Source organism: Ruminococcus flavefaciens 007c, assembly GCF_000571935.1.
In the GTDB taxonomy this organism is placed as follows: domain Bacteria; phylum Bacillota; class Clostridia; order Oscillospirales; family Ruminococcaceae; genus Ruminococcus; species Ruminococcus flavefaciens_F.
Genome location: NZ_ATAX01000007.1, coordinates 17,162 through 43,761, shown reverse-complemented (window position 1 = coordinate 43,761; position 26,600 = coordinate 17,162). Strand labels below are relative to the sequence as shown.

The following is a 26,600-nucleotide window of genomic DNA, read 5'->3' as shown; positions in this document are numbered from 1 at the left end:
TCTCGCTTATTCTTTCATGTGAGGAATAAGCGAGAATTTATTAAATGTATAAAGGTGGTTTATGATGAAGATTAAGCGTATAATATCATCAGTAATCGGAGCAGCAGTGCTTGTTTCATCTCTGTCGTTAACGGCAGGCTGTTCACTTCAGGAGTTCTTCACGGGAGAAAAAATAGAGGAGCCGGCAAAAAAGGTACTGACTAACCGTGAATGGCTCAATATGGTAAATGACGCATACGGTACAGGCAGCGATGACGGCGATCCTGTTGATGAGGCGAAGGAATGGGGAATAATCGGAGAGGATGAAGAGATCGACCTTGATGCGCCTGTGAACGATAATTTCGTATCATCAACACTTGCAAGAGCCGCAGGCTACGCAGACGCCGATTCCTCTCAGGAGGAGATAGAGCGTGCTGTGCAGGAGCACGGACTCAGGACAGATGGAGAGGATCTTTCGGATCCCGATAGTGCGATGAATGCCCTTGAGAATATCCGTGAGGATATGGTACATCCTCATTTTGAAGATCACCGTGAGATAATACTGGCGGACAATGTGGTGGATATGAGCAGAAGTCTGCGTATTGATGATATGAGGATAATAGGTGATACGATAACGATGCCCCTTGATTCTGCCGACAGGCTGGACAAGGATTCGGTATTTGTACTTCCCGGGGAAAAATACGGCGATGAGGCTGCATACAAGGTAATAGCAATAGTTGACAACGGTGATGATACAGCAGACATTAAGTGTGTGCCTGCTTCGCTTTGCGAGGTATACAAAAGCGTGAACGTTTCGGGACATTTTCCTGCCGATCTGAACGGTTTCGAGCCTGCACAGAACGGATTTGTCACTGTTCTCCGCAAAAACAGCGGTTCTGTAAACAACTTCAGCGGCTATGATAAGGAAAAGCTCATGTCGGAAGAGAATGACAGCATTGACTTCAGCGCACAGCTGGGAAGCGGCTGTACCGTGAAGCTCTCTCTGAAGGACATCATACTCAACACAAAGATAGACTGGTGTGACAACGGCAGCGGAGCTCCCGATATAAAGAGGATATTCTTATCGGCAGATTATATTTCCGATGTGAGTCTTGAGACTACAGAGGACGAAAGCAGTGAAAAGTATTCAATAGCCGAAGCAAGAAGCTTCCTTACCGAGCTTCCGATGGAGATAGGCAGAGTCCCTGTACATATATGCGACGGACTTACACTTAATCTCGACCTTTCCCTTGCAGTTAATGCAGAGGGCGAGCTTTCCGTAAAGGTAAAGACGGGAGAGACCAACGGCTTTGAAATGAAGGGGGCTAAGTTCCGTACCGTAAATTCTGTTCTTGACCTTACCGACATCAGAACAGAGAGAAGATCATGGGCATATACCACTATGAATATAGCGGTAGGAATGGATTATCTCCTCAACGATGAAGATTTCGTAAGTCTTGATATAACCAGCGGCCCTGATGTGAACGGCGAGCCTGAGGTGCATAACGGAGCTGCCGAGGACGGCGAAAAGCTTGTCTGCATCGATGTGAACGGCTTCATGAAGGTGCTTATGAATGCTCGTTTCTGCAATGCGGTCACTGCTACAACAGGTCTTGATCCCGTTATGAAGCTTCTTGATCTTGAGGGAGAAAAGAGCAGGATAAAATGGGAAGGCCTGCACTATGAGAACGGCAAGAGAGTTGCTCACTGTACGTTTGAGGAAAACAAGGAGAAGGAGACCTCCGACGAAGAGACTACGACTCTTCCCAAGGGAATATTCTCATTAAAGACCACCTATATCTCCATATGCGAGGGCGAATCGGCTGCAATTGAGCTCAGATCCCTGCCTTCGGGCTATACAGAGGCCGATCTGGAATGGAAGTCGATGGATACCTCTATTGTAACAGTGGACTCCAAGGGCAACATCATAGCAGTGGCACACGGCAACTCAGGTGTTTCCGTATCAACAAAGGACGGAAAATACTTCGCAAACTGCGCGGTAGTAGTCAAAAATGCGGGTTGAAGATAAAAAACAAGCGCTTACTTTTTCAGTAAGCGCTTGCGATTGGATATAAGGCTCAGAACGCACTGCTTGCCCAGATGCGAGAGGCATTCTTGATAAATTCTGCGGTGTTGTTCATATCGATCCTGCTGAGGTCGGTATCCGTGATGATGCCCTTCTCAACGGCTGTCTTTATGATGTCGTCGAGAGAGGCGTCCTTGTCTACGAAGGAAGCAGCTTTCATGCAGAGAGTAAGGAGAAACTCGGGAGTCGCCTTACTGTCGGCACTGATCTCCTCGTCCTCTCCGATGAGCCTCCAGCTGCGTGCGCTCTTTATATCGTCCTCAAAGGACTTGTCACTGATTATGCCGAAAGCTTCGTTGACTGCTCTGAGCACCTCTTTGTTTGTGGGAGCCGAGAGATTTTCGCTGCCGGCAGTACCTTCTGCGGGAGCCTCTGTGGCCTCGGCAGCGGCATCTGTTGTCACGTCAGCAGAGGTGGTCTCTTTGCTGTCAGCCTCCGAGGTGATCTCTGCTTCGGAGGTTATCTCTGCGGAAGAGGCTTCTGTAACTGCGGCAGTCGTTTCAGCCGTATCCGAAGGCGCATTGTTTGAACTGCAGCCCATAGCCGTAAATGCCATGGAAGACATAACAGCAGCAAGAATAATGTTTTTTCCTTTCATGTTTATCACCTTTTGTAATTATTATATCGTGATCGTGATACTGACAGTATTATAGCATAACAATTAATTTAATTCAATATACAAATAATCAGAAAAAAAGCAACTTTATATTTTAAAAATATGTATGTTGACAATCAGTAGACTTTGACGTATAATATAACTAATGTATAAATAACGCAGAGACAGGCATTTGAAGGGGCACGGGCAGTTGTTTTACTATGAATTTCCCTGACACACGATGTAATATTTCGGCAGGATAAATCCGGCTTTGTACCTTTTCGGATCAGGCGATCCGGAGATGATGATCCTATCGGAGTGTGCGGGGAAGTGTCCCCGCATTTTTTGTTAACGGAGTGAATTCCGCCCGGGGCATACCTACGGGCTTTTATAAGCATATCAGGAGGTTTTTGTGATGAATCCCATAAAGAGTTTATTAGCATTCAAGACAGTATATTCGGAAAACAAGACTTATCTTGTGTTTTCAGTCGGAAGAAAAGAGGCAATAAACTATACTCAGGTACAGACTCTCGAGAGCGAGGCGTACCGTGAATACTTCTTACCGTTTCAGTGTACGAAAACAGCCAATACCAACAAGATAGGCTATGATATAAGCGGCCTTACCGCCCTTTCGGAGTACCTCAAGACCGAAATGCGCCAGGATCAGTATTTTGAGATAATATCGGGGATACAGAAGATATTCTCCTTCTGTCAGAAATCACATTTTTCCTATGACAACCTCATATGCGATCCGAAGTATATGTATTATCACAACGTGCTGAAAAAGGTGATGATGATATACATTCCCCTCAACAATCAGCATTATGTGTGCGATGATGTGCCGAAATGCCTTATGAAGATGCATAAGTGCGCAAAAAATCTTATTATTACCGACGGAAATTACATGAATAACTACGAGAAGTACCTTGCGAGCTTCCAGGGATCTTCCAAAAAGCGGGGCAAGAATTTCTTCTCGCCCGATTCGCTGCTGCATTTCTTCAATTCAAATCACATGAACGGCATTGAAAAGGGTACGGGCATCAATCAGAGCAGCGCACCCGAAAAGGCCGAAAATGCTGGCTTCCCGATAAATGCGCAGATAGCCCGCCCTCAGCCTGACGATATGGAATCCTCAAGCAATACGGTAGTCCGCCTCAGAAAGGCAGAGGCTTTTCTTACTGATGAAAGCGGAAACAGGTACGACATCGAGAACTTCCCCTTCAGTATCGGCAGAAACAAGAAAAAAGACCTTGTCATAGAGCAGCCTACCGTATCTGGAGAACACGCTGTCATAAGCGAGATGGGCGGAAGATACTATATAAATGATACTTCCTCTAACGGTACATATCTCAATGACGAGAACAACAGGATAACTTCGGAAGAGATCAGAAACGGCGACAAGCTGTACTTTGACCGCTTCTGCTATACCTTCTACGTAACAAGGAACGACGGTTCCGACGATGAAGAGTCATCCAGAACTGTGGTCGTAGCGAGAAGACACGACGGCAGCAGTCCGGCGCCCGCAAAGGCCGAAAGCAGCGGAAAGGCTCTGGCATACCTTACAAAGAATTCGGATAATTCCATGATAAGGATAATGAGCTTCCCCTTCAGAAGCGATGATGTGGCGGGTATGGTGATAACCTGCGAAGCTGTCGGAGACAGAAAGGGTTTGTTCGTGGAGAACATTTCGTGCAGCTCCCTTGATTTTGAGGGGCTTGATATAACTGCGGGCAGCAAGGCAGAACTGTTTTCCGGCTGTTCGCTCATAATTTCAGGTGAGAAGTATACGTTCAATATAGAGAACTGAGTCCCGGAGGATACAGGATGTTTGAGTATTCTTATGCGACCACTGAGGGAGCTGTCAGAAAGGTGAATCAGGACGCTCTGATGATAAAAACTGCCAGATATAAGGGCAGAGAGATCCTTTTTGCCGCGGTCTGCGACGGCATCGGCGGACTGGCTGACGGAGAGAAGGCAAGCTCCTGTGTGATAGGCTCGGTATCGGATTGGTTCGAGAACGTCTATCCGTCCCTGCTGCGTTCGGGCAGCGGAGCTCTTGATATAAGGAGTAGCCTTGACAGGAGGCTTCACAGTATAAACAATGATATAAACAAGGAAAGCGTCAACGGAAAGGTAATGGGTACTACCTTTACCTCTCTGCTGATAGATACCTATCTTGATACGGCCATGATAGCCCATGTGGGCGATACTCGGCTTTACAAGATATACGATCATACCGCCGAGGTGGTAACAATGGATCATTCTGTGGTCGGCGAGGAGATCAGGAGAGGCATAATCACTGAGGAATCAGCACGCTTCGATAAGCGTCAGAACCAGATAACCAACTGCATCGGCGCAGGAGCGAGGGACAGGATGTACGATTATATGCTCCATAAGCCCGAGACGGAATGTGTTTATCTTATATGCTCGGACGGCTTCCGCAGGCAGATAACCAAAGAGGAGATATGCGGAATAATGTCTCCGTCGCGGGCAGATGACAGTGAAAAGATGAAGGCAGGTCTTGAATACCTTATGAGGCTGGATATAGAACGCAGTGAGGAAGACAATATCACGGCTCTGGCAGTGAAGTATTCGGACTGACGCAATTGCAACAGGAGAAAAATTATGGAGATCAACAGCTGTACAGGTATCCATATCGAATCCGACGCTTCGTGCACCGCAACGGTGCCGGCGGACAGTACGGATGATTTTGTAATAACAGATGATATGACAGTCATGCACGGAGATCCTTATTCCGTAAGGATACAGTAAGGTCAGGAAAGGCCCGATAATGGGAAAACAGGTGATGAAATGGTTTTTATTGACGATCTTTTGAAAAAAAACGAAGTAACAGGTGAAGACATCGGCAAGCTCATAATCTCCAACGATATTTGTATGTTCAAAAAGCAGATAGGCGAGGAGGGCTTCGAGGACTATACCCCCCTCTCACAGGAGGAGCTGGATTCTCTTACGGAGAATATAGACTCATACGAGGAGGCTGACGACCTGGAGTGCTATGTTCAGCTCCAGAATTTCGTGAAGTATGCTCAGGCCATGTCCTATGCCTATAACCAGCAGGCACAGAACGGCTTCTGCCGTCTGCTCATGTATATGACACAGGCTCAGCAGGTCGAACACGCCAGAAGGATGATAGAGCTGCTGCCTATGATAATGACAGAGACACAGTTCAAGGAAATGCGTGCTCCGGGAGAGCTTGCAAGACTCAGAGGAGTCGCCATAGTTGCGAATAATTTCCCATGCAGACCCAAATGTCTCGATGTGAACGATCATTTCATCGAGCCGGAGATCGACTGCTTCCAGGAGATGATGAGCCTTGAACACGCCGAGACCATGCAGGACAAGCTCAGCTATTTCCGGAATGACCTCATGCTCGGAGGTCTGAGATACCAGAACGCTTACAATAAGCTCTTCGAGCTTATCGCTGACAGGATAGATATACCCGAGTTTACTGTATTCTGCACGGATACACAGGAACTCATATCACAGCTCAAGGATCTTAACAGACAGCGCGAAGCAATGGAAAATGAGATCGCAGGTGAAGGAGAGGAATACGAGAACAAAAAGCGTATACTTTCGCTTATTTTCCGACCCATAGATCTTGACGAGCTCACTATCTCGGAAGAAAAGATAGAGATCGTCAGGAGCGAGCTCTTTGATCTGTCGGTATTCCGCACGTCAATGAACGAGCTCATAAAAATATTGTTGTCCGATAGGAGAGAATAATGGCTTACGAAAAAGGAATTGACGGTATATCATCATCTGTCGGAAAAGTCTTAGAGACCAGTCTGCAGGTCAATTCTGTTTCAAGAAACGCTTTCAGGATTATGAAGCAGTCTTCAGCAATGAACAAGCTTTCCACACTGAAAGTGACTAAAAAGACGGTGGAGGATACCGAGGACGGTACGATCTGTATAGAGAAGGACAATCTCAAGCTGTCCTTCGCACATATCTCGGATCTCGGTTCCGGCCTAAAAACCACCACTCACCGACTTGCCGACGCACTGATGATAAAGTTCACGGAAATGGGATCCAAGGAACAGAGCGTATCCCTTTCCCTTGATGAATATATGAGGATGTGCGAGCTGAAAAATACTACAGAGATGCGAAAACAGGTGAATTCCGACCTGAAAACGCTGCTTAATATGCGCGTCAGCTTCCAGAAGTCCTCGAACAGAGAACAGAGTATGCAGGATATAAAGCTGTGCAGTGACGTTAAGATAAAGAACAATATCATTTTCTTTACGTTCAGCCCCGAGTTTTTCATAATAATGAAGACCATGCCGGTCATGCACTATCCCGAAAAGCTTTTCAGGATCAATCTTAAGAAAAACCCGAACAGCTACTATTTCCTGAAAAAAATAGCAGAACACAAAAAAATGAATTACTTCAAGAAGAACGCCGATACTCTCAGCGTGAAAACTCTTCTTAGCTGTACGCCGGAGCTGCCTTCCTACGAAGAGGTGGTCAATTCCGACCGTGCGGTGGGACGAAGGATAATCGAGCCCTTTGAAAGGGATATGAACGAGCTTTCGGACATACTCAGGTGGGAGTACTGCCATTCCAACGGCACAAGGCTTACCGATGAGGAGCTTGAGAACTTCAATTATCATATCTTCTACGGACTGCTGGTAAAGATAAAATGGTATTCTTATCCTGAGCTGAAAAGGAAGAAAAACAAAGCCGTAAAAAGCAAGTAATCGGAAAGAAACTGTCAGCACAGGCGTTGCCGCGAGGCTTTGCGCTCCTGACAGTTTTTCTTTTACGGAAAGGAATCATGATAATGAACAAGATAATTGTACAGGTGTATCTGCCTGCAAACGGCAGGACCTATGATGTGCGTCTTCCCGAGGATATGTACGTTCGTGACGCGGCCGACGTGCTGGGGGATCTTTTTTCGGATGTTGCAAAGGGACTTTACTGCAAGAGCGAGGTAAATATACTCTGTCTCAGGGACAGGGGAGAGAGCCTGCCACAGGACAAGACTCTGAAGGAGCTGGATATCTGCAACAGATCACAGCTCATGTTTGTCTGAATAACGGGATAGAGGTGAAGAAATGCTTCTTATAACATTTTTGCAGAATGATTATATAAATACCACGGTACTGCCCGACAAGAAAAAGGGACATTATAAGCTCAATCACAGTATCAGCGGTTTCAATGAGGATATAAACATCGACGGTATAGACAACAAGTGGATCATTTCCTCGGGAAATGACTATAAGCTATACCGCTACGACTCGGACGACGAACTCATCGAGGTCGAGCAGGCTGCGGTGGACAGCAGCGAGGTCATAGTCATTGAGGCAGGGGGAGTAAAGTGTACCCTTATCGTTGACAGCATAAAGGACGAGAAGAACAGGTATACCAAAATATGCTTCAGCGATCCCGAAGAGAACGACAAGACCATCAATATAGGAAAACGCAGGGAAAATGACATAATGCTTGATGATTCCTATATCTCGGGAAATCATGCAGTCATAGGCTGCCGTGACGGGAAATGGTACGTTATCGACCGCAACAGCAGAAACAGTACCTATGTAAACAACAGAAGGATAGCCTGCGATACAGAATACGCGCTGAACATAGGCGACGTAGTGTTCATTGTGGGATATAAGTTCATAATATGCGCGGATTTCATAGCTGCGAACGTGGATTATGAAAGGGCAGTTGTGGGCAAAAAGCTGCGTAAGGTAGTTTTCCCTGTCCATGAACGTACCGCAAAGAAGACGGTATCGGAGACGGAATATTTTTACAGGACCATTGATCTCGGTGAGAAGGCTCCCGATATGTCAGAGGTGCAGCTCCTTGCTCCCGAGCACGAGGATACAAGAGACGATCAGCCGCTCATACTGTCAATGGGCTCGTCGCTGACCATGAGTGCGGCTACGGTGCTCGTAGCAGGCTATGCAGCCATCGCAGCCTATTACAGAGGCACTAACATATCCTACGTAGTGCCCCAGTTCATAATGGCGGGAAGCATGGTTATGTCGTCACTTCTGTGGCCTTCCATCATCAGAAGATACCGCACAAAGGAGAAGAACACAAAGGAGACAAAGCGCCGCAAGGATTACCGCGAATATATCATGGATCTCCGTGCCTCAGTCAGCGTAATGATGGATAATGAGAAGGAGTACCTTTGCAGAAAGTATCTCACTGTTGACGAGTGTATGATGAGAGTCATCAACCGTGACAGGTACCTGTGGAGCAAGAGCATAAACGACGAGGACTTTATGACGGTAGTTCTCGGAAAGGGAAAGCGCGAATCTGCCATAACGGTGAAGTGCGCCGAAAATAACGATGCCTTCTTCAAGGACGATCTTCGCTATGATATGATGCAGTTTGCCCTTGACGAAAGAGTGCTCAGCGACGCTCCCATAAATATGTCTCTCAACAACGGCTGTATATGCGGTATCAACGGCGAAAAAAAGGACTCTCACGAGCTCATAAAGGAGATAGTGGTGCAGCTTGCAGCCCTTTATTCCTATGACGAGCTCAAGCTCATATTCATATTCAGTGACGAGGACAGAGATCAGTGGGAGTATGCAAAGTGGCTGCCGCATACATGGAACAGCGACGGCTCATTCAGGTATATAGCCTCCTCCCCCGATGAGATGAAGGAGCTTTCCGCAGAGCTTGAAAAGGAGATAGACAGCCGCCTTGACAACAAGGACGGCGATTTTCCTAAAATGCTCATCATCGCCTCGGACAAGAAGTCTATGGACAGCCTTGATATAATGGCTGCCGTAATGAAGCACAGGGAGATGCTGAACATCAGCTTCCTTACCGCATTCGGTATGTACAATTATAATAATTCCGACCTTATCATAGAGACGGAAGGGGATAAGTGCAAGCTCTATGACCGCAGGAACAACAAGGTCAACGAGATAGTGCCCTATCATGTCAGCGACGGTTCGGATCCTGCCGCACCGAGCTTTGACAGGTATCTTGACACGATTTCGAATATAAGGCTGGATATACTCAACGAGAAATATCAGCTCCCGACCATGCTGACCTTCCTCGATATGTTCAAGGTATCGAAGGTCGAGCATCTCAACAGCCTTACAAGATGGGCAGAAAACAACCCCATAAAGAGCCTCAAGACCGAGATAGGCGTTTCGCCCTCGGGAGATACATTCTTTATGGATATGCACGAGAAATATCACGGTCCTCACGGACTTATCGCGGGTACTACAGGCTCGGGCAAGAGTGAATCCATTATCACTGTAATACTGTCTCTTGCCGTCAATTACAGCCCCGAGGAGGTAGCCTTCGTCATAGTTGACTATAAGGGCGGCGGACTTGCCGACGCCTTCAACGATGTGAAGGAGGAGATAATAGACGGAAAGAGCGTTGAGGTAAAGTATAAGCTCCCTCATGTAGTGGGAACGGTTACCAACCTTGACGGTGCTACCATCGAAAGAGCCTGCATTTCCATTGAGACGGAGATAAAGCGCCGTCAGGTCCTCTTCAAGAAGGCACGAAAGATCTCCAATGAGGGTACCATGGATATTTACAAGTACCAGCAGCTCAGACGAGAGGGCGCCGATCTTGAGACGCTGCCCCATCTCTTTATAGTCTGCGACGAGTTCGCAGAGCTGAAGGCGGACAGAGAGGACTTTATGAACCTTCTTGTCAGTGCGGCGCGTATCGGTCGAAGCCTCGGCGTACACCTCATACTTGCCACCCAGAAGCCCGACAGCGTTGTAAGCCCTCAGATCTGGAGCAACTCACGTTTCAAGATCTGTCTCAAGGTACAGGGCAAGGAGGACAGTAAGGCAGTTATCCACTGTCCCGACGCAGCGGAGATCTCTACCACGGGACGTTTCTTCTTCCAGGTAGGCTATAACGAGGTATTCAGCATGGGACAGTCCGCATGGTGCGGCGCGGATTACATCGAATCCGATGATTTCGTCAAGAAGGATGTGGAATCCGTTGAGATCATCAATAATACAGGCACGGTTCTTTACGAAAAGAGCAAAAAGAACAGGATCAGGAACGAAAGCGGCAAAAAGACGGTCTCGCAGCTGGTTGCTGTCAGAAACTACCTTATCGATATAGCAAAGGACATAGAGGTAAGACCTCTCTGGCTCGATCCCATACCTGCAAGGCTGTCTCTCAGGAGCCTCTATAACGGCCGTGAGAGTGTGTTCGGCAGGGGAGGGTATACACCGCTCAGACCTGTCGTGGGCAAGCGTGACGACCTGTATAACCGCATACAGGAGCTTATGACGGTGCCTTTTTCCGAAAAGGGCAATCTTATCGTTTACGGAGCTGCCGGCAGCGGTCTGGATATGTTCTTCATAACACTTCTCTATTCATTGATATATTCCTACGATGCGGAGCAGGTCAATATCTATGTTCTGGACTTTGACGCAGGCTTCCTTAAGACCTTCAGCGGTGCTCCTCAGGTTGGAGACGTAGTAATTGCCGAGGAGGAAGAGGACGTCAGAACGGTAGTTGGAGAGATATACAACGAGATCAACAGAAGAAGCAGGCTGTTCTCGGAATACAGGGGCGAATACTCGGAATACTGCAAGCATTCGGGCAAAACAGTGCCGAATATCGTGCTCATGCTCAATAATTACACGGATTTTGCGGAAAAATTCGATGACAGCATAACATCTCTCATTATATATATAGCCCGTGAAGGCATAAAGAGAGGAGTATACCTTGTAATAGGAACAGGCTCTGTGAATACCAATTACCGCCTGAGGCAGTACATACAGCAGACATTCATGCTGAAGATGAACGACGTCAACGACTACCTGGGAATACTGGGCAGAACAGGCGGCATCACTCCTTCGGACTGCGAGGGAAGCGGTATCGTCAAAGAGGACGATGTCACCTACAAGTTCCAGACCGCAGGTATATTCGAGTACCTGTCCCAGAACGAGGAAGGCGACGAAACAGACTATGACGCAGGCAAGGAGGTCAAGCTCCTCTGCGATGAGGCTGCGGAAAGATGCGGAGACAAGAAGGCCGTTTCCTATATCCATGCCGAAGTCAAGGTCGAACATCTTATTACAGGAGATATAAGTATGTCAAATATCCCCATAGGCTCAGCTGACGGGGAAGTGGTATATTATGATTTCTCAGACAAGTATATCACATTCATATCCTCTGCTTCCGTGAAGAATCTCAGCGCCTTTGCAGGTTATCTCGCCAAAGCGCTGGCCTCCGACAGGAACATCTCCGTGGCGGTACTTGACACCTCGGGAGAGCTTGCCGGTGAGGGCAGCGGATACAGCTGTTATTCATCTGTGGAGGAGTTCAACCAGTGGAACAAGCGATATAAGCAGGACGCAGAGGAAAGATGCAGCAAGCTTGTCAAGAACAGTGACGGCACCTATTCTCTCAGCTATGACGCACAGCACGTATATGTCATCATCAATTCCTTCCAGAAGGCTTCCAGCATAGCCGACGGAAATGTTACCTTCAATAATCTCAAGAGCATAATAAACAATCTTCCCGAGATACACTACCATTATATAATACTTGACACTCCTGATGATATGAATGGTGCAAGAGGCGCATATATCCATATCGTCAAGAATATTGAGGACTATACCTCCCTTTCCAATTTCGATGTGGAGAATAACAGGGAGTGGTTCGATGCATCGGGAATATGGCTTGGCGGAAGTCTTTCCTCCAACGGCCTGTTTGACATAATCAATGCCGCACCGATGCTGACGGAGCGTGACGGAGCTCTGATAAGGAACAGGAAGACAGAGAAGAAATTCGCATATTTCACTTGATATTTGCGAAAAAAAGGTGGCTTTTTACAGCAAAAAGAGTGGGATTTCTCAGCAAAAAAGAGGGCAAAAAACAGCAAAAAAATTTTTCACCGCAGTTTTTTACCTGTTCTGCGTTGTTTTAAAATACCTCCCGATTTAAAATAACTAAAATTTTAACTCGGCACATTTTTGAAACCTCCAAAAAACAAATGTGATATAATATACTCAACAAAGCGAGAGAGCTTTGAAACGTAATATTATTTTTAGGAGGAAACCAAAATGGCAAATTCTATCCGTTATAGTGAAGGAACAGATTCCGTTGTTAATACAGCAGCAAAAATTGATTCTCTGAATGATGATTTCTACTCGGAATACACCGAGTTTTACAGCACTATCGAAGGTGATCTTATGAGCAACTGGAAGGGTGAGGACTCCGAGACTTTCCGTCAGAGAGCAAACGATGTAAAGCCCCATTTTGAGTCCATGAAAGATGTTATTTCCGAGTATGCAACATTCCTTCGCAACACAGCAAACGCTCACGAGGCACGTATGGAAGACAGTAAGGACCAGGTTGGTTCAAGCTGCGCATTCGGTGACTGATCCCGTAATAACGAATAAAATTTCAGGAGGAATTAAAAATGGCTAATACAACAGAATTATTTATTAATCCCGAAGCTGTCAGAGCCCTTGCTAATCAGTTCCAGGCTCTTGCAAACAGAATGAACAATACACTCATGGGTATATCCAGTGAGATAGCAAGCACAGAGTCTACATATCAGGCTCAGAGTGCTACAGATATGAGAGAGAAATTCGAAGAGGTAAAGCAGAAGATTGAACAGTTCGTAGAGTACCTCAGAAAGGTTGCTACATACCTCGTTCAGAACGTAGCTGATCCTGCTGACGTAGTTGATCAGATCGCTTCACAGAACGTGGCTTCTATCAGCAAACCGCAATAATTAAGCCCATACAATAACTCTTCAATACAGCGCCTGAACGTTTATCGGTCAGGCGTCCTTTTTTACACGAAGGGGAACGCTTTTCGGGGGATAAAAAAAGAGGCAGGAGCAGCAGCTGTACGGGAGAAAAGCTCCGCAGCTGCCAACACCTGCCGTTAGTATTTTGTTTTGTATCAAGGGACGTGTGTCAGTCTCTGAGATCAGCAGCGCTCATTTGGGCAGCTGAGGCTTTTCGCATCGAATATTCCGACCGCTGCGCAATAATTCCCTCGCTGTATCCGCCACTGGCAGCGCTATATTTAGCGGTACCCACTTGCGGTTCCCGAAATCTCTCTCGCTTTTTCTCGGAGATTCCGATCGCTGCGCAATAAACGCCTTGCTGCATCTGCCGCTGGCAGCGCTGCGGCGTTTATTCCCATTCTATAGTAGCGCTGGGCTTTGGTGTCAGATCATAAAGCACACGGTTTACGTTTTCAACTTCGGCTGTTATACGTGCTGTTATGTGCTGGAGAAGTTCAAAAGGCACATTCTCGACAGTTGCTGTCATGGCGTCCTTGGTATTTACGGCGCGGATTATTACAGGATATGCAAATGTACGCTTGCCGTCCTTTACACCTACCGATCTGAAATCGGGAACAGCTGTGAAATACTGCCATACCTTGCCCTCAAGACCGTTCTTGGCGAACTCCTCGCGAAGGATAGCGTCGCTCTCTCTTACCGCCTCAAGACGGTCACGGGTTATAGCACCCAGACAGCGGACACCCAGTCCGGGACCGGGGAAGGGCTGACGGTATACCATATTATCGGGCAGACCCAGAGCCTTGCCGACTACGCGGACTTCGTCCTTGAAAAGAAGCTTTATGGGTTCAACGAGTTCAAATTTCATATCCTCGGGCAGACCGCCAACATTGTGATGTGCCTTTACGCCGTCACTTTCGAGTATATCAGGATAAATAGTTCCCTGTGCAAGGAACTCTATATCGTCCAGTTTTCTTGCTTCCTCTTCAAATACCCGGATAAACTCGGCACCGATGATCTTGCGCTTGCGCTCGGGCTCTGCAACTCCGGCCAGCTTGTCGAGAAAACGGTCTGCTGCGTCAACATAAACGAGATTGGCGTTCATCTTGTTGCGGAAAACTTCCACTACCTGCTCGGGCTCGCCCTTGCGGAGAAGGCCGTGATTAACGTGAACGCAGACTAACTGACGGCCTACTGCCTTGATAAGAAGTGCAGCTACCACGGAGCTGTCAACGCCGCCAGAAAGTGCCAGCAGCACCTTTTTATCGCCGATCTGCGCCTGAAGCTCTTTGATCTGTTCGTCGATAAATGCGTTGGCAAGTGCTTCGTTTGTTATTCTTTCCATGCTTTCGGGTCTTACATTTGAACTCATAATGATCCTCCTGTTCATATGCTGCCTCATAGCAGCAATTATTCTGTCTGCATTTTGCAGCATAGTAATATTTTATCAAATTACCTATGGCTTGTCAATATGATCAGATGGCTTTGAGGAGTATGATAATGCCTGTACGGCATTATTTCAGGGGATCAGCCCACGCGGTCCATAAACAGCTCGAGGAGGCTCTTGCCCTGATCCTTTGCGTCCAGATCCACATCACGGGTGTCTTCCTTCCATCTTGAGCTCTCGGGCAGCAGGTAATACGCGATATTATGCTGTTCCCACTCATACGCCATATCCTCGGCGGTACGCATACTCTGCATATCCGCACTGTGTATGGGGTGTTCGGTTATGAGCGCCTGACAGATGAGGACTATATCATTGTGGTCCTCTATCATGCAGGAGTTGTATATATGCCAGTTATCAGGCTCATACAGGGCTCTGAAGGTCTCTTCGCCGTAGGTGAAGGTGTAGTTCTGTCCGAGGCCGTCCGTATCGGTAAGAGAGATGTCACCGGGGGAAGAAAGCAGTGAGACGGCACTGACGGCTGTTTCGGCGGCTGTGGTCTGAACAGTTTCGGAAACAGCTGCTTCTGCTGTTGCCTTCACAGTAGTTGCAGGCTTTGCCGTTACGGTAGTTGTCACCGTGGTGGTCTCTGCTTCGTAAGCTGAGCTCAGAGGCTCAAAAGATGTATTGTTATCGCTGCAGCTGCACAGGGATACGGCGGCGATTACGGTAGTACAGATGAAAGAGATGATATTTTTCATTTTTTTCTCCTGTTTTCAATAGATTTTCTGTAATTATAGCACATTTTCACTGCAAAAGCAATTTACATGAAAAATGCCTGTTCATACGCCTGCGGAAGGGTGGAAAAACACGGGCTTTGTGCCAAAAAATCGGCCAAAAACCTTAATTTGTAATTAATCTACAAAAAAATACGCCATGTAGTCGGCAAGTTCGTTTAGTGTGCGGATAGGTTTTTTCATCGTAATATGGTAAAATAATCATGGATGGTTATCACACTTTATATTATAATATGAAAGAAGGAGTTTAATGAAGAAGAACAGGATAGCGATATTTGCTATGGCAGCTGTTTCCGTGCTTTCCGCTTCTGCGGGAGCAGTGGCATTCGCCAAGGCAAATGACGCGGCCATGAAGGGTTCGTCTCTTGAAAACGATTTCATCAGGCTGACTGTTGAACAGGACAGTGCCCAGCCCGAGTATCTTCGTTTCAGTCTTGACACCAACAACGGTCAGACAAGCACCAAGGACGACGATCAGAAAAACCTCACTTACAAGAATTTCTATTCCGGGTATACTACTCTCAACATCAACGGTGAGAAATATATCTACGGAGAAGGTGAAGATACTTCCGAGCCTTCCTATGACGCTTCAACAGGAAGCCACACCTCGTCGCAGAGGTTCGGCAATGTGGAAGTGAAGCAGACTCTTACCTTTGCCGAGGGCTTTACCAAGGGATATAACGATATGCTGAAGATCTCCTACAAGGTGGTCGATGCAGGCGAGAACGACAGTATCGGCGTAAGGATACTTCTCGATCCTATGATCGAAAAGGACGACGCGCTGAAGCTTTCGGTCAAGGACGTAAATGTAGACAACGAAACTGCCTTCAACGAGTCGGTACCCGATGTCTGGAAGGCTGATATAAAGTCAGACAAGTCGATAACTGCTTACGGAAAGAACAATACCGCTTCTCCCAAGCCCGACAGTCTTACCTTTGCAAACTGGAACAGCCTTTACGACGAGGTATGGGACACATCCTTCGATAACGGCAAGGCTATCGACGATTCGGGCGTTGCTGTTAAATGGGAGCCTGTTCAGGCTGCCGACAAGGAATTCGTTTCCTACTACGGCATAAAGAACGATGCTGTCAAGGACAAGGACGGCAGCGGCAAGAACAAGGTGTCCGCACCAAAGACTTCCGCTTCTACCGTTGCAGGCATTGCAGCTCTCTTCGCGGCTTCTCTGCTCTCCGCAGCAGGCTGTGTGATGATAGGCAGAAAGGAGAAGAAGGAAAATGAGTAAGAAATTCTTTACCAGATCCCTCACCGCTATCCTTTCGTCTGTTATGACTCTGGAATTCGGCGTATTCAATATGCCGCAGGATGTATTCGCAATAGATAATACCACAAGTTATGCGGTATATTCCGACGGAGACATCATAGTCAATACCGAAAAGGGCGTATTCAACGGAAATGTTTACTCGGGAGACGATTTCAGATACCTGGGAAGCGATCTCTGCTATGTAAACAAGACTCTTAATGCCGACAGCGTTTCTGACAAGGTACAGGTACTCAACAAGGAGGACTCAAGGGTATCAAAGCCCGATTACAGAGAGCTTCTTTCTTCAAGAGTAAGATACAGCGACCAGCGCAGCGGAAATGTTTCCCTTGACGGCGGAGTTTACGACCTCAGCGGTTCGTTCAGGACCGATGGCGGACTTACCGTAAACAGGACTGTATTCAGCGGAAAGGGCTATGTTACAGCCGCAAAGGACATAAAGTACAATGCTCTTCAGAATGAAGAGGGAACAGAGCTGTTCCTCACATCTACCGAGGGAAATATCACCATTATGGGCTCTGATCTTGTGATGACGGGCGTTATCTACGCTCCCAAGGGCAAGGTCGAGATAAATGCAAAGAACTTCACCTTTAATGGTACGATCGTAGCCGACGAAATAGAACTTAACGGTACGAACCTTACCGTAAATGAGCTGAGTGAAGAGGAGAATACGCTTCTTCTGTTCAATCCCGAGATAAAGATCAGCGGTGCAAGCGAGACACATAAGCAGAACAGAAAGGTGACTCTTGATATTTCCGAGAGCTTCGGCCTTTCGGATATTGACGAGAGCTCTCTTGCATGGGATTTCGTTCCCGAGGATCCGGGCAGCTTCAGCGCCGTAAAGATCGACGAGACAGCGTCCACACCTCTCCACAGGGAGCTCATAGTATCCAAGCCCGGCGAATACAATATCAGGATCACAGGTAAGGATACCGACGGTGTTCCTTTCGTACATAAGGAGAAGCTTACCATAACAGAGGACATTGCTCCCGTAGCCGATTTCTGGAAGGAATTCGAGGTAACGGGAAGAGACAGCGACGGCAAGGCGAAGATCACCCTTGAGGATACATCCTACTCTCCGGACGGTGACGAGATCGGAAGCCGTGTATGGTCCGTACAGTTCGACAGCGATAATGACGGCGACTTCTCGGACGAGAAGGAAGAGATCTTCTCGGTAGGAAATGAGACCAAGGTCACATATGATGCCGAATCCGTCGGAAAGTACAAGTTTGATCTCCACGTTACAGAGATATTCGATGATACGATCAAATCGCTCCTTTCCGATGACGCTTATCTGGTATCGGATACCAGCGGCAAGGAGAACAAGGACTCTGTCATCGAAATAACCAATGATGCTCCGAGATCACATTCGGGCATAAGCAAGGCAAAGAATGTTGATATCGTAATTACAGCCGGAAATACCGACATTGATGACATCAACACCCTGAACCGCAATATAGAGGACGTAAAGAAGACTCTTGAGTCAAAGGGCTTCTCCGTAAACCTCACTACATTATCCACATCTACCTTGACTGCAAAGGATACCTTTGCATGGAAGGAGTACGATCATTACAATTACAAAGACTCTTATCTTCCCACTCTTGACAAGCACATCATCTATGAGGATAACTCCATCAAGATGCTGGGTTACAGTGTTTCACCGCTCCGTGACTGGCTCTTTGTTGATGACGGCATAAGCGCCAAGAGAGTTCTTTCCTTCGACATGGTAAGAGACAGGACCGACTGGCACAGTATGGAGGGCGGCGGCTTCCTGTTCAATACTTCCATAAAGAAGGATGAGCCCAAAACTGATGAGAACGGCAACGAAATTGAAGCAAGAGAAAAGATGAGCGGCTACTGCATCATACTTACTAGCGGCGGCTTCAGACTCATCCAGCTCACGGATGTTGACGTTGAGAACTTCAGGAACGGCGGTATCAGCGGAGCTGTACAGAGCGTCGGAAAGGTTCTCACAGGTGTGCGTGTTCCCGATGTTTACGCTGATTACAACGTAAAGATCGTTGCAAACAGACACGTGGTATCCGTTTATATCAACGATGAGAAGCTCATAGACAACTTCGTGCTTCCCGACAACGATACGGGTACAGGCTTCGGTCCTATCATATGCCATGCTTCACACGCGTGCTCACAGCAGTCCTACTTCACATTCAGCAACATCAGGATGTCAACTGTTCACGGAAGCGAACTCAGCGACGTCCTTGACAATCACGAGTGGAGAAAGTCCTCAGAGAGATTCGTGCTCAACCTCAGCCAGGAGAGCCTTTACGATCTCAACGACGATGCTTCCGTAGGCCACGCAGTAAAGTCTCTTATAGAGAACAATGCACACTTCGTGGGTATAGGTACGGTAGAGTCGAAGGACGAATATCAGTCAATACTTGATTCCACTGACGGAACATATATGGACTGGTACGACCTTATCAAGGACAATGACCTCACCAAGAAGTACTTCCTCAACGCTCTCGGCGAAAAGGATTACTCTGTTGATGATATGATAACTACCTCTGATGAGATAGTTTACGACAATTACTACGACGACAGCGAGAACGATCCCATAGGCGAGCAGAACTGGACATACGACCTCGACGCTTCTGTTTACGAGAACAGCAAAGGTACAACAGGCGTAAGCCAGTCGGCAGAGCCTCTGACATACCTTGAGGCAACAGGTCTGTACAAGATCACATCGCTCCTCAGGGACGATCCCACAAACAACAACAAGTACCTTGACAGCTACAAGAAGTGGTCAAACGAGGTACAGTGGACTGACGGACTTTATGTACACAGCAAGCCCGTTGCAGAGGTAAGCTCCGAGATCTTCAAGACCGACAATGCAAACAAGTACGTATGCGAGCTTTCGTTCAATGCTTACGACACCGATGCTCTCAGCAAGGCTGACAAGGGTATCAAGGAAGAGCTGAAGGAATGGAAGCGCATAAGCGATAAGGAATGGATCAAGGGTACTGTTCCCAAGACGATAGATGCAGGCGAGGTATACCTCCAGAAGTACGCAGTACGCGACGAACAGGGCGCGTGGAGCGATACTGCTGTTGAGATAATCTACGGCGAGAAGAACGAGAATACAGATGTATTCAAGGACGATAAGCCGCCTGTAGTAAAGCTCACATTATCAGACGAGAATCCCTGTCTGGGAGATACGATCCTTGTTACCGTAACCGCGACCGATGATACTGAGATCGCTACAGTAAAGACCTCAATGAACGGAAATGTACTGAGCAATTATCAGGGAAGCTTCGTTTATGAGTGCAAGAATGTCGGCGAATTCGTTTTCACCTCAGTAGCAGAGGATATAGGACATAATACATCAACTGCCGAGGTCAAGCTGGTAGTTGAGGACAGACGCGATCTTATCTGTCCCGAGATCAAGATCGACACAAAGACAGGTATTGCCGCAGAGGACGGAAAGGTCACTGTAAAGGGCAGTATCACAGATAATGTAAAGCTCGACAACTATTTCGCAGAGCTCAAGGCTCCCGACGAGACCGAGTACACAAAGATATACACCTCCGACGAGGAAGTATCTGAAGATACGGTAGTTACCTTCGATACAGACGGCAAGGCAGGCAAGTATTCGCTCAGGATAACAGCTGTGGATACAGCAGGAAATGCTTCATATTCAAATATTGACATAACTGTTTCCGAGGACGAGAGCTGCAAGTCGAGCCAGAGTGTATCCAACGAGAAGGCTAAGCCCGAGCAGTGGACAAATACTCCCGCAGACATCAGCATCACCGCTTCAAAGGACGTTGCCGAGGTCGGTGAGGTAGTAACACTTACAATAGACGCTGAGGATAAGGACGGCCTTACAGCTGTAAAGATCTTCAAGGACAACAGACAGGTAGCAGAGGGAACAGGCCAGATCAGATTTACTGAGACAGAGCCCAAGACAGTTGTTATCAAGGTAGAGACCACTGACAGATTCGGCAGACATGATACCGCTACAAAAGAGATCTCATTTGCTGATTCTGCCGACAGAACACTTCCTATCGCAGAGATAACCTCTCCCGAGGCAAGCTCTGAGGTATCAGGCAAGGTAAGCATCAAGGGCTCAGCATATGACGAAGAGGGTCTTAGAGGCTATAAGCTGGAATACAAGCAGCAGAATACTTCGGCATATAAGCTCATTACCTCATCTCTCAACGAGAGAAAGGACGCAGAGCTGGGCGTATGGGATACATATGCTCTTGACAACGGCGTTTACGACATCAAGCTCACCGTTACAGACAACGGCGGCAATATAACCGAGTGTACAGGACAGTATACCGTAAAGAACGGCAAGGAAGCTCCTGCCGAACAGGTAAACGAGGAGCTCATAGTCTTCAGCAAGCCGGAATCCTCCGTAACGGCAGACGGTGTCATCAAGATCGAAGCCAAGGCAGATTCTTCACTTAACGGCAGAGATTATGAGGTCACTGTAAGACGTGCAGACGGAAATGGTGCTCAGAAGGAAGTAAAGAGCGGCAAGCTCGACGGAAACGGAAATATCTCCGCATCAGTTGATACTTCAATGTTCGATGAGGGTGACTATATCGTTACCGTATCCGTAAAGGTTCCCGACGGCGATTCAGTCAAGAAGGATACCAGAGTTACCGTAAAGCATGATTACGAAAAGGCTGATGAGGACGTTGTATGCACAATAGTTTCTCCCAAGCACAATGACGAGATCACGGCACCTGCCGAGATCAAGGCAGATGTATCGGAAAATACATTCATAAGATATAAGTTTGAGTATGCACCCGTAGGTACAGAGGACTTTATCCTCTTCGAAAAGGGCAGTGTATCGGGCAGCGAGATCATCGGCAAGCTGGATCCCACACTTATGGAGAACGGCTTCTATGATATACGCCTTACAGCATACGGCGATGGCATAAAGGCAGAGGATACCGTTACTGTTGAAGTTTCGGGCAACATGAAGATTGGTAACTTTACCATCAGCTTCGCTGACCTTGATTTCAAGGCAGGAGAGGTGCCTGTTACCATGATCCGTACCTACGACAGCCGCCGCAAGGACATCAAGGGCGAATTCGGCTACGGTTGGGATCTGTCCTTCGAGAACGTAAAGCTCTATATCAACAGCGACCAGAGCGACTTCTGGGAAGAGGCAAGGTCTTCGTCCTTCTTTGTTACAAAATATGTTATCCAGGAAACAAAGCAGCACAAGATCAAGATCGACCTCGGAAACGGTATATCCGAAGAATTCGTAATGCAGCTCTCACCTGCACAGCAGGTACTTATCCCCCAGCATTACGGACTTACTATGACTTATGTACCCACAAACGGTTCGGGTTCAACTCTCGTACCCTGTGATATGAGTCCGAGCGAGCTGTTCTATGACAGCGGCAGACTGCTCAATTCAGAGTTCGAGGATTACGATCCTCAGAGATTCGTATATACAAGACCTGACGGCACACAGTATGTTATCGACGCTAAGCAGGGACTTATGAGTGTTACCACTACAACAGGTGAGACCATAAGCTTCGGCAAGAACGGCGTTACATCATCTGACGGAAAGTCTATCAGCTTCCTTTACGACGAAGAGGGCAGGATCGCAGAGGCTTCGGACAGCACAGGAAAGAAGCTTACCTATGAATACGATGTATTTGGCGATCTTGTATGCGTAACAGATCAGACCGGAAGCACTACCAAATTTACATACAAGAAGCACTACCTCTCAGAGATCTATGATGCAAGAGGCGTTATGATCTCGAGAAACGAATACGACAATGAAGGTCGTCTCACAAAGTCTGTTGACGCCAACGGAAACGAGATAGCCTACGAACATGACATCGACGGCAGAGAGGAAGTCGTCACCGACAGAAACGGCGGAGTTACACGCTATATCTATGATGAAAAGGGTAATATCCTCTCACAGACAGACGCAAACGGCAATACCGTAAAGAATACCTACGACAGCAACGGCAATCTTGCTTCAAAGACAGATGCACTTGGCAATACTACAAACTATAAGTATGACACAATGGGCAATATGCTCACCCTTACAGACGCTGAGGGACACACGATCACAAATGAGTATAACTCAAAGGGTCTGCTCACATCAATAAACTCCACAGGCATTGATGCTTTGAAGATCAGATACACTGACGACGGTCTCACATCAGGCACTACGGACGCTATGGGCAACGAGATCAATTACGAGTATGACTCAAACAAGAGACTGAAGTCCGTTACAGACGAGATAGGTACATATATGAATATGACCTATGACAGCAAGGGCAACGTCAAGTCAGTTACAAACGGCGCAGGCGCTGTTGCAGAGTTCAGCTATGACGCTGAAGGAAAATGCATATCCAAGACACTTTACTATACCTCTGACGGAGCTTCAAAGTCCGTTACCGAGAACTATGTCTACGATGACAAGGGTCACCTTATAAAGACTATCGACAGCGAAGGAAATATCGTTTCAAACGAGTACAACTCTATCGACAAGATCTCCGTAGCTACCGATGAAAAGGGCAGACAGACGTCATATGACTATGACAACCTGGGCAATCTCACAAAGATCAGATACAGCGACGGTACCACCGAGATCTTTACCTACGACAAGGAAGGCAATAACCTTTCAGCTACGGACAGACTCGGCAGAAAGGTAACAATGGAATACGACAAGGTAGGCAACCTTATTTCCAAGACCTACCCCAACGGAAAAGCAGTTACCTATGAGTACGACGCTAACTACAATCTTGTTTCTTCTACAGATACAAGAGGTGCAGTGACCAAGTATGAGTACGACAAGATAGGCAATAATACCGCTATAATTGATGCTCTCGGCAACAAGACCTCATTCGCATACAATGAGCACGGTCTGCTGGGTTCAATGACAGATGCAAAGGGCAATAAGTTTACTTACAGCTATGACGACAACGGAAACCGCACAAAGACTGCTTATCCCGACGGCTCATCCGTATCAACAGAGTATGACGCAAGAGGCCGTGTAACAAGTCAGACAGATCAGAACGGCTACGTTACATCATATAAGTACGACGGTGCCGATAACCTTACAGGTGTTACAGACGCTGCCGGCAAAACTACTTCATATGAATACGACGAGCGCAATTATCTGGTCAAGGTCATTGACGCAAACGGCAATGCAACAAGCTATACCTACGACGACCACGGCAGAGTAGTTGCTACTACAAATGCTATGGGCAAGACTGCTACGGCTACATATGATATATGCGGCAATATCCTTACATCTACCGACTATGCAGGTAAGCTGACTGAATTCACCTATGACAATCTTGACAGACTTACACGCAGAAAGAACGATGACGGTACAGTATCCTTCAGCTATACACGTGACGGAAAGGTTTCATCTGTAAGCGCTAAGGAAGGAACTACACAGTATTCGTACAACAATATGGACGGTCTTACAAAGGTATCTTATCCAGGCGGTAAGTATATCGAGTATAACTATGATGAGAATGAAGTCCTTACAAGCATCAACACAAACTTCGGTTCAACATCATATGATTACGACCTCCTTGGCAGACTTACAAGAGTTGTTGACAGAAACGGCTTTGTTACACAGTACGAATATGACGCAAACGGCAACCGTACAGCAGTAAAATATGCAAACGGCATTGAGGTTACATATTCCTATGACGAAGTCAACCGTCTTGTCAGCGAGAAGGTGATCGACAGCAACGGCGAGACTGTGGCTCAGTATGATTATACTCTCGGCGCAGCAGGCGAAAGAACTAAGGTTGCAGAGCTTGACCGCACAGTTGAATATACATATGATGAGCTTTACAGACTTACAGGTGAGAAGATCACTTCTTCCGACGGCAAGGTAACAGAGTATACCTATACTTACGATGCAGTAAGCAACCGTATTAGCAAGACAGAAAACGGCAAGGAAACTGTTTACAGCTACAATGCACTCAACCAGCTCATTCAGGAGAACAATACAGTCTATACTTACGACGATGCAGGCAACCTTATCTCAACAGATTCGGGAGTCAAGTCATCTACATATGTATACAATGCTTCAAACAAGCTTCTCCGTGCTACTGTAATGGCAGGCGACGAGGCATATGCCGAGGAGTACACCTATAACTATGACGGCATGCGTCTAAGCAAGAAGACTATAAAGGGCGCAGAGACAAGTGAAGTTAGATACTTAAACGATGATGATGAATTCACAAATGTAATTGCTGAAACCGACAAGGACGGCAATGAGCTCTGCCATTATACTATTGGTGATGATCTCATCTCTATGGAGCGTGATGGTCAGACATATATCTATCTCTATGACGGACACGGCACTGTAAGAGGACTTATCAATGCTGACGGTGAGCTCACAGACACCTATAATTACGATGCTTTCGGCAATATGCTTGAAAGAACAGGTGAGACCGAAAACAGCTATCTCTACTGCGGCGAGCAGCAGGACGACACAACAGGTCTTTATTATCTCCGTGCAAGATATATGGATCCCTCAACTGGAACATTTACTTCCATGGATACATATGAAGGAGACGCCTTTGATCCCGTTTCACTGCATAGGTATCTCTATGCTAATGCAAATCCTGTTACATATGTTGATCCGAGTGGTCATATGTCACTTCCGGAATTGTCAGCTTGTATGTCGATAGGAGAGATGCTTGAAAAATCTGCAGCGTATATTTTGTTCCATGAAATAATGGGAGCAATAACAGGCTTTATCTTTGGAACAATTGATGCTTTACTCGGTGGAAAAGGCTTTGGTGAAGCTTTGATTGCAGGCCTTGAGGGCGCAGCATGGGGCGTTATTTTGGGGGCTCTTATCAGTACGCTTATGTGCTTTGGAACTGTATATGCCGGTTGCGTTATAGCATTACAGATATTCAGAGGAGCTTTCCTTATACTTGGGGGAATAGGTACATATATTTCAGCAAAGGAAGGACATCCTGCTCAGGCAGTATTCAGAGGTATCTTTGCACTTATTTCATTCCGTCAGATGGGTAAAGCTATTAAAGATGTTAATCTGATAAGAATGAGTCAACCCGAAAATCCTGCATGTTTTACAGGTGATACTCTTGTTGCAACAGAAGACGGACATAAACGAATAGATGAAATTAAAATCGGTGATAAGGTTTGGGCTTATGATATTTATACAGGAAAGACAGAACTTAAAGAAGTTTTAAATGTATATGTTCATGAGGAAACTGAAATACTTCATCTTCATACATCAGTGGGCGATATTGATACAACACCAACACATCCGTTTTATGTTCCAGATTATGGTTGGGTAGCGGCAGGTGATCTTATTAAAGGTGATGAGGTTTATCTTATTGATGGTTCATCTGCATTGATAACAGGATCAGAACTTGAAAAACTGTCAGAACCTATCCTTGTATACAATTTTGAAGTTGCTGGTTTCCATACATATTTTGTAGGTGATAAGTCTGTTTTAGTACACAATCAGTGTGTTCCTCGTGCTTGGATCAAAAGGTCTGCATTTAGAGAAGGAATGAAAAAATTAGGCTTTAAAGGTATGGAAAAGTTTATAAATGCAATGAAAAAAGGATTTGTTGGAAAGGAAGGAGCAAACGGAATTAAGGTGACCAAAGGCATGACATTGGGTAATGGAAAACAATATAATTATGAGTTAAAAGTCAAAGGTGCATTTGGTGATTATCGCTTCTTTGGAAATTATGATGAAGAAAGTGGTCATATAATTTTTGATTACTTTGGAACTGGAGAGCACTAA

At 46.6% G+C, this 26,600-nt stretch carries 15 protein-coding genes; 12 read left to right on the top strand and 3 right to left on the bottom strand.

The window, feature by feature from the left end; all coding sequences use genetic code 11:
* Positions 1-61 precede the first annotated feature (61 nt).
* Positions 62-2,002 (top strand): Ig-like domain-containing protein, encoded by a 1,941-nt coding sequence (locus tag RF007C_RS01545; protein WP_152537126.1) that lies wholly within the window; start codon positions 62-64, stop codon positions 2,000-2,002.
* Between the two features lie 55 nt (positions 2,003-2,057).
* On the opposite strand, the gene RF007C_RS01540 is transcribed toward RF007C_RS01545, so the two are convergent.
* Entirely contained in the window at positions 2,058-2,663 is a 606-nt protein-coding gene (locus RF007C_RS01540; RefSeq protein ID WP_037296588.1) for a hypothetical protein, read from the bottom strand.
* 412 nt (positions 2,664-3,075) lie between these two features.
* Here RF007C_RS01540 and RF007C_RS16190 point away from each other — a divergent pair, with 412 nt between their 5' ends.
* From RF007C_RS16190 to RF007C_RS01500, 9 genes are all read left to right on the top strand, one after another.
* Positions 3,076-4,467, top strand: a complete 1,392-nt coding sequence (locus RF007C_RS16190; protein WP_051456469.1) for an FHA domain-containing protein — start codon at positions 3,076-3,078, stop codon at positions 4,465-4,467.
* A gap of 17 nt (positions 4,468-4,484) precedes the next feature.
* The gene (locus RF007C_RS01530; RefSeq protein WP_037296587.1) at positions 4,485-5,261 is read left to right on the top strand and encodes a PP2C family protein-serine/threonine phosphatase; all 777 of its coding nucleotides are present in this window, start codon (positions 4,485-4,487) and stop codon (positions 5,259-5,261) included.
* Between the two features lie 24 nt (positions 5,262-5,285).
* Positions 5,286-5,432 (top strand): hypothetical protein, encoded by a 147-nt coding sequence (locus RF007C_RS17400; RefSeq protein ID WP_019679390.1) that lies wholly within the window; start codon positions 5,286-5,288, stop codon positions 5,430-5,432.
* Between the two features lie 39 nt (positions 5,433-5,471).
* Entirely contained in the window at positions 5,472-6,404 is a 933-nt protein-coding gene (locus RF007C_RS01525; RefSeq protein ID WP_037296586.1) for a hypothetical protein, read from the top strand.
* A complete protein-coding gene (locus RF007C_RS01520; protein WP_019679391.1) occupies positions 6,404-7,378 on the top strand; it encodes a RepB family plasmid replication initiator protein in 975 nt (324 codons plus the stop codon). Before RF007C_RS01525 ends, RF007C_RS01520 begins: the two co-directional genes overlap by 1 nt.
* An 83-nt stretch (positions 7,379-7,461) precedes the next feature.
* Positions 7,462-7,713, top strand: a complete 252-nt coding sequence (locus RF007C_RS01515; RefSeq protein ID WP_026052911.1) for a hypothetical protein — start codon at positions 7,462-7,464, stop codon at positions 7,711-7,713.
* A gap of 22 nt (positions 7,714-7,735) precedes the next feature.
* On the top strand, positions 7,736-12,436 hold the full coding sequence (gene essC / locus RF007C_RS01510) for a type VII secretion protein EssC (protein ID WP_019679393.1): 4,701 nt from the start codon (positions 7,736-7,738) through the stop codon (positions 12,434-12,436).
* 258 nt (positions 12,437-12,694) lie between these two features.
* A complete protein-coding gene (locus tag RF007C_RS01505) occupies positions 12,695-13,015 on the top strand; it encodes a WXG100 family type VII secretion target (RefSeq protein ID WP_019679394.1) in 321 nt (106 codons plus the stop codon).
* 38 nt (positions 13,016-13,053) lie between these two features.
* A complete protein-coding gene (locus RF007C_RS01500; RefSeq protein ID WP_019679395.1) occupies positions 13,054-13,371 on the top strand; it encodes a WXG100 family type VII secretion target in 318 nt (105 codons plus the stop codon).
* Positions 13,372-13,780: 409 nt separating this feature from the next.
* Here RF007C_RS01500 and guaA read toward each other — a convergent pair whose 3' ends face one another.
* Both guaA and RF007C_RS01485 read right to left on the bottom strand, forming a co-directional pair.
* Positions 13,781-14,734: a glutamine-hydrolyzing GMP synthase gene (gene guaA, locus RF007C_RS01490; protein ID WP_343203226.1), complete on the bottom strand. Its 954-nt coding sequence runs from the start codon at positions 14,732-14,734 to the stop codon at positions 13,781-13,783.
* A gap of 182 nt (positions 14,735-14,916) precedes the next feature.
* Complete coding sequence (locus RF007C_RS01485) at positions 14,917-15,534, bottom strand: hypothetical protein (protein WP_037296584.1); 618 nt, start codon at positions 15,532-15,534, stop codon at positions 14,917-14,919.
* Positions 15,535-15,820: 286 nt separating this feature from the next.
* On the opposite strand from RF007C_RS01485, the gene RF007C_RS01480 reads away from it, so the two are divergent.
* The gene (locus RF007C_RS01480) at positions 15,821-16,813 is read left to right on the top strand and encodes a hypothetical protein (RefSeq protein ID WP_037296583.1); all 993 of its coding nucleotides are present in this window, start codon (positions 15,821-15,823) and stop codon (positions 16,811-16,813) included.
* Positions 16,806-26,600 (top strand): polymorphic toxin-type HINT domain-containing protein, encoded by a 9,795-nt coding sequence (locus RF007C_RS01475; RefSeq protein WP_037296582.1) that lies wholly within the window; start codon positions 16,806-16,808, stop codon positions 26,598-26,600. The genes RF007C_RS01480 and RF007C_RS01475 overlap by 8 nt, the downstream gene beginning before the upstream one ends.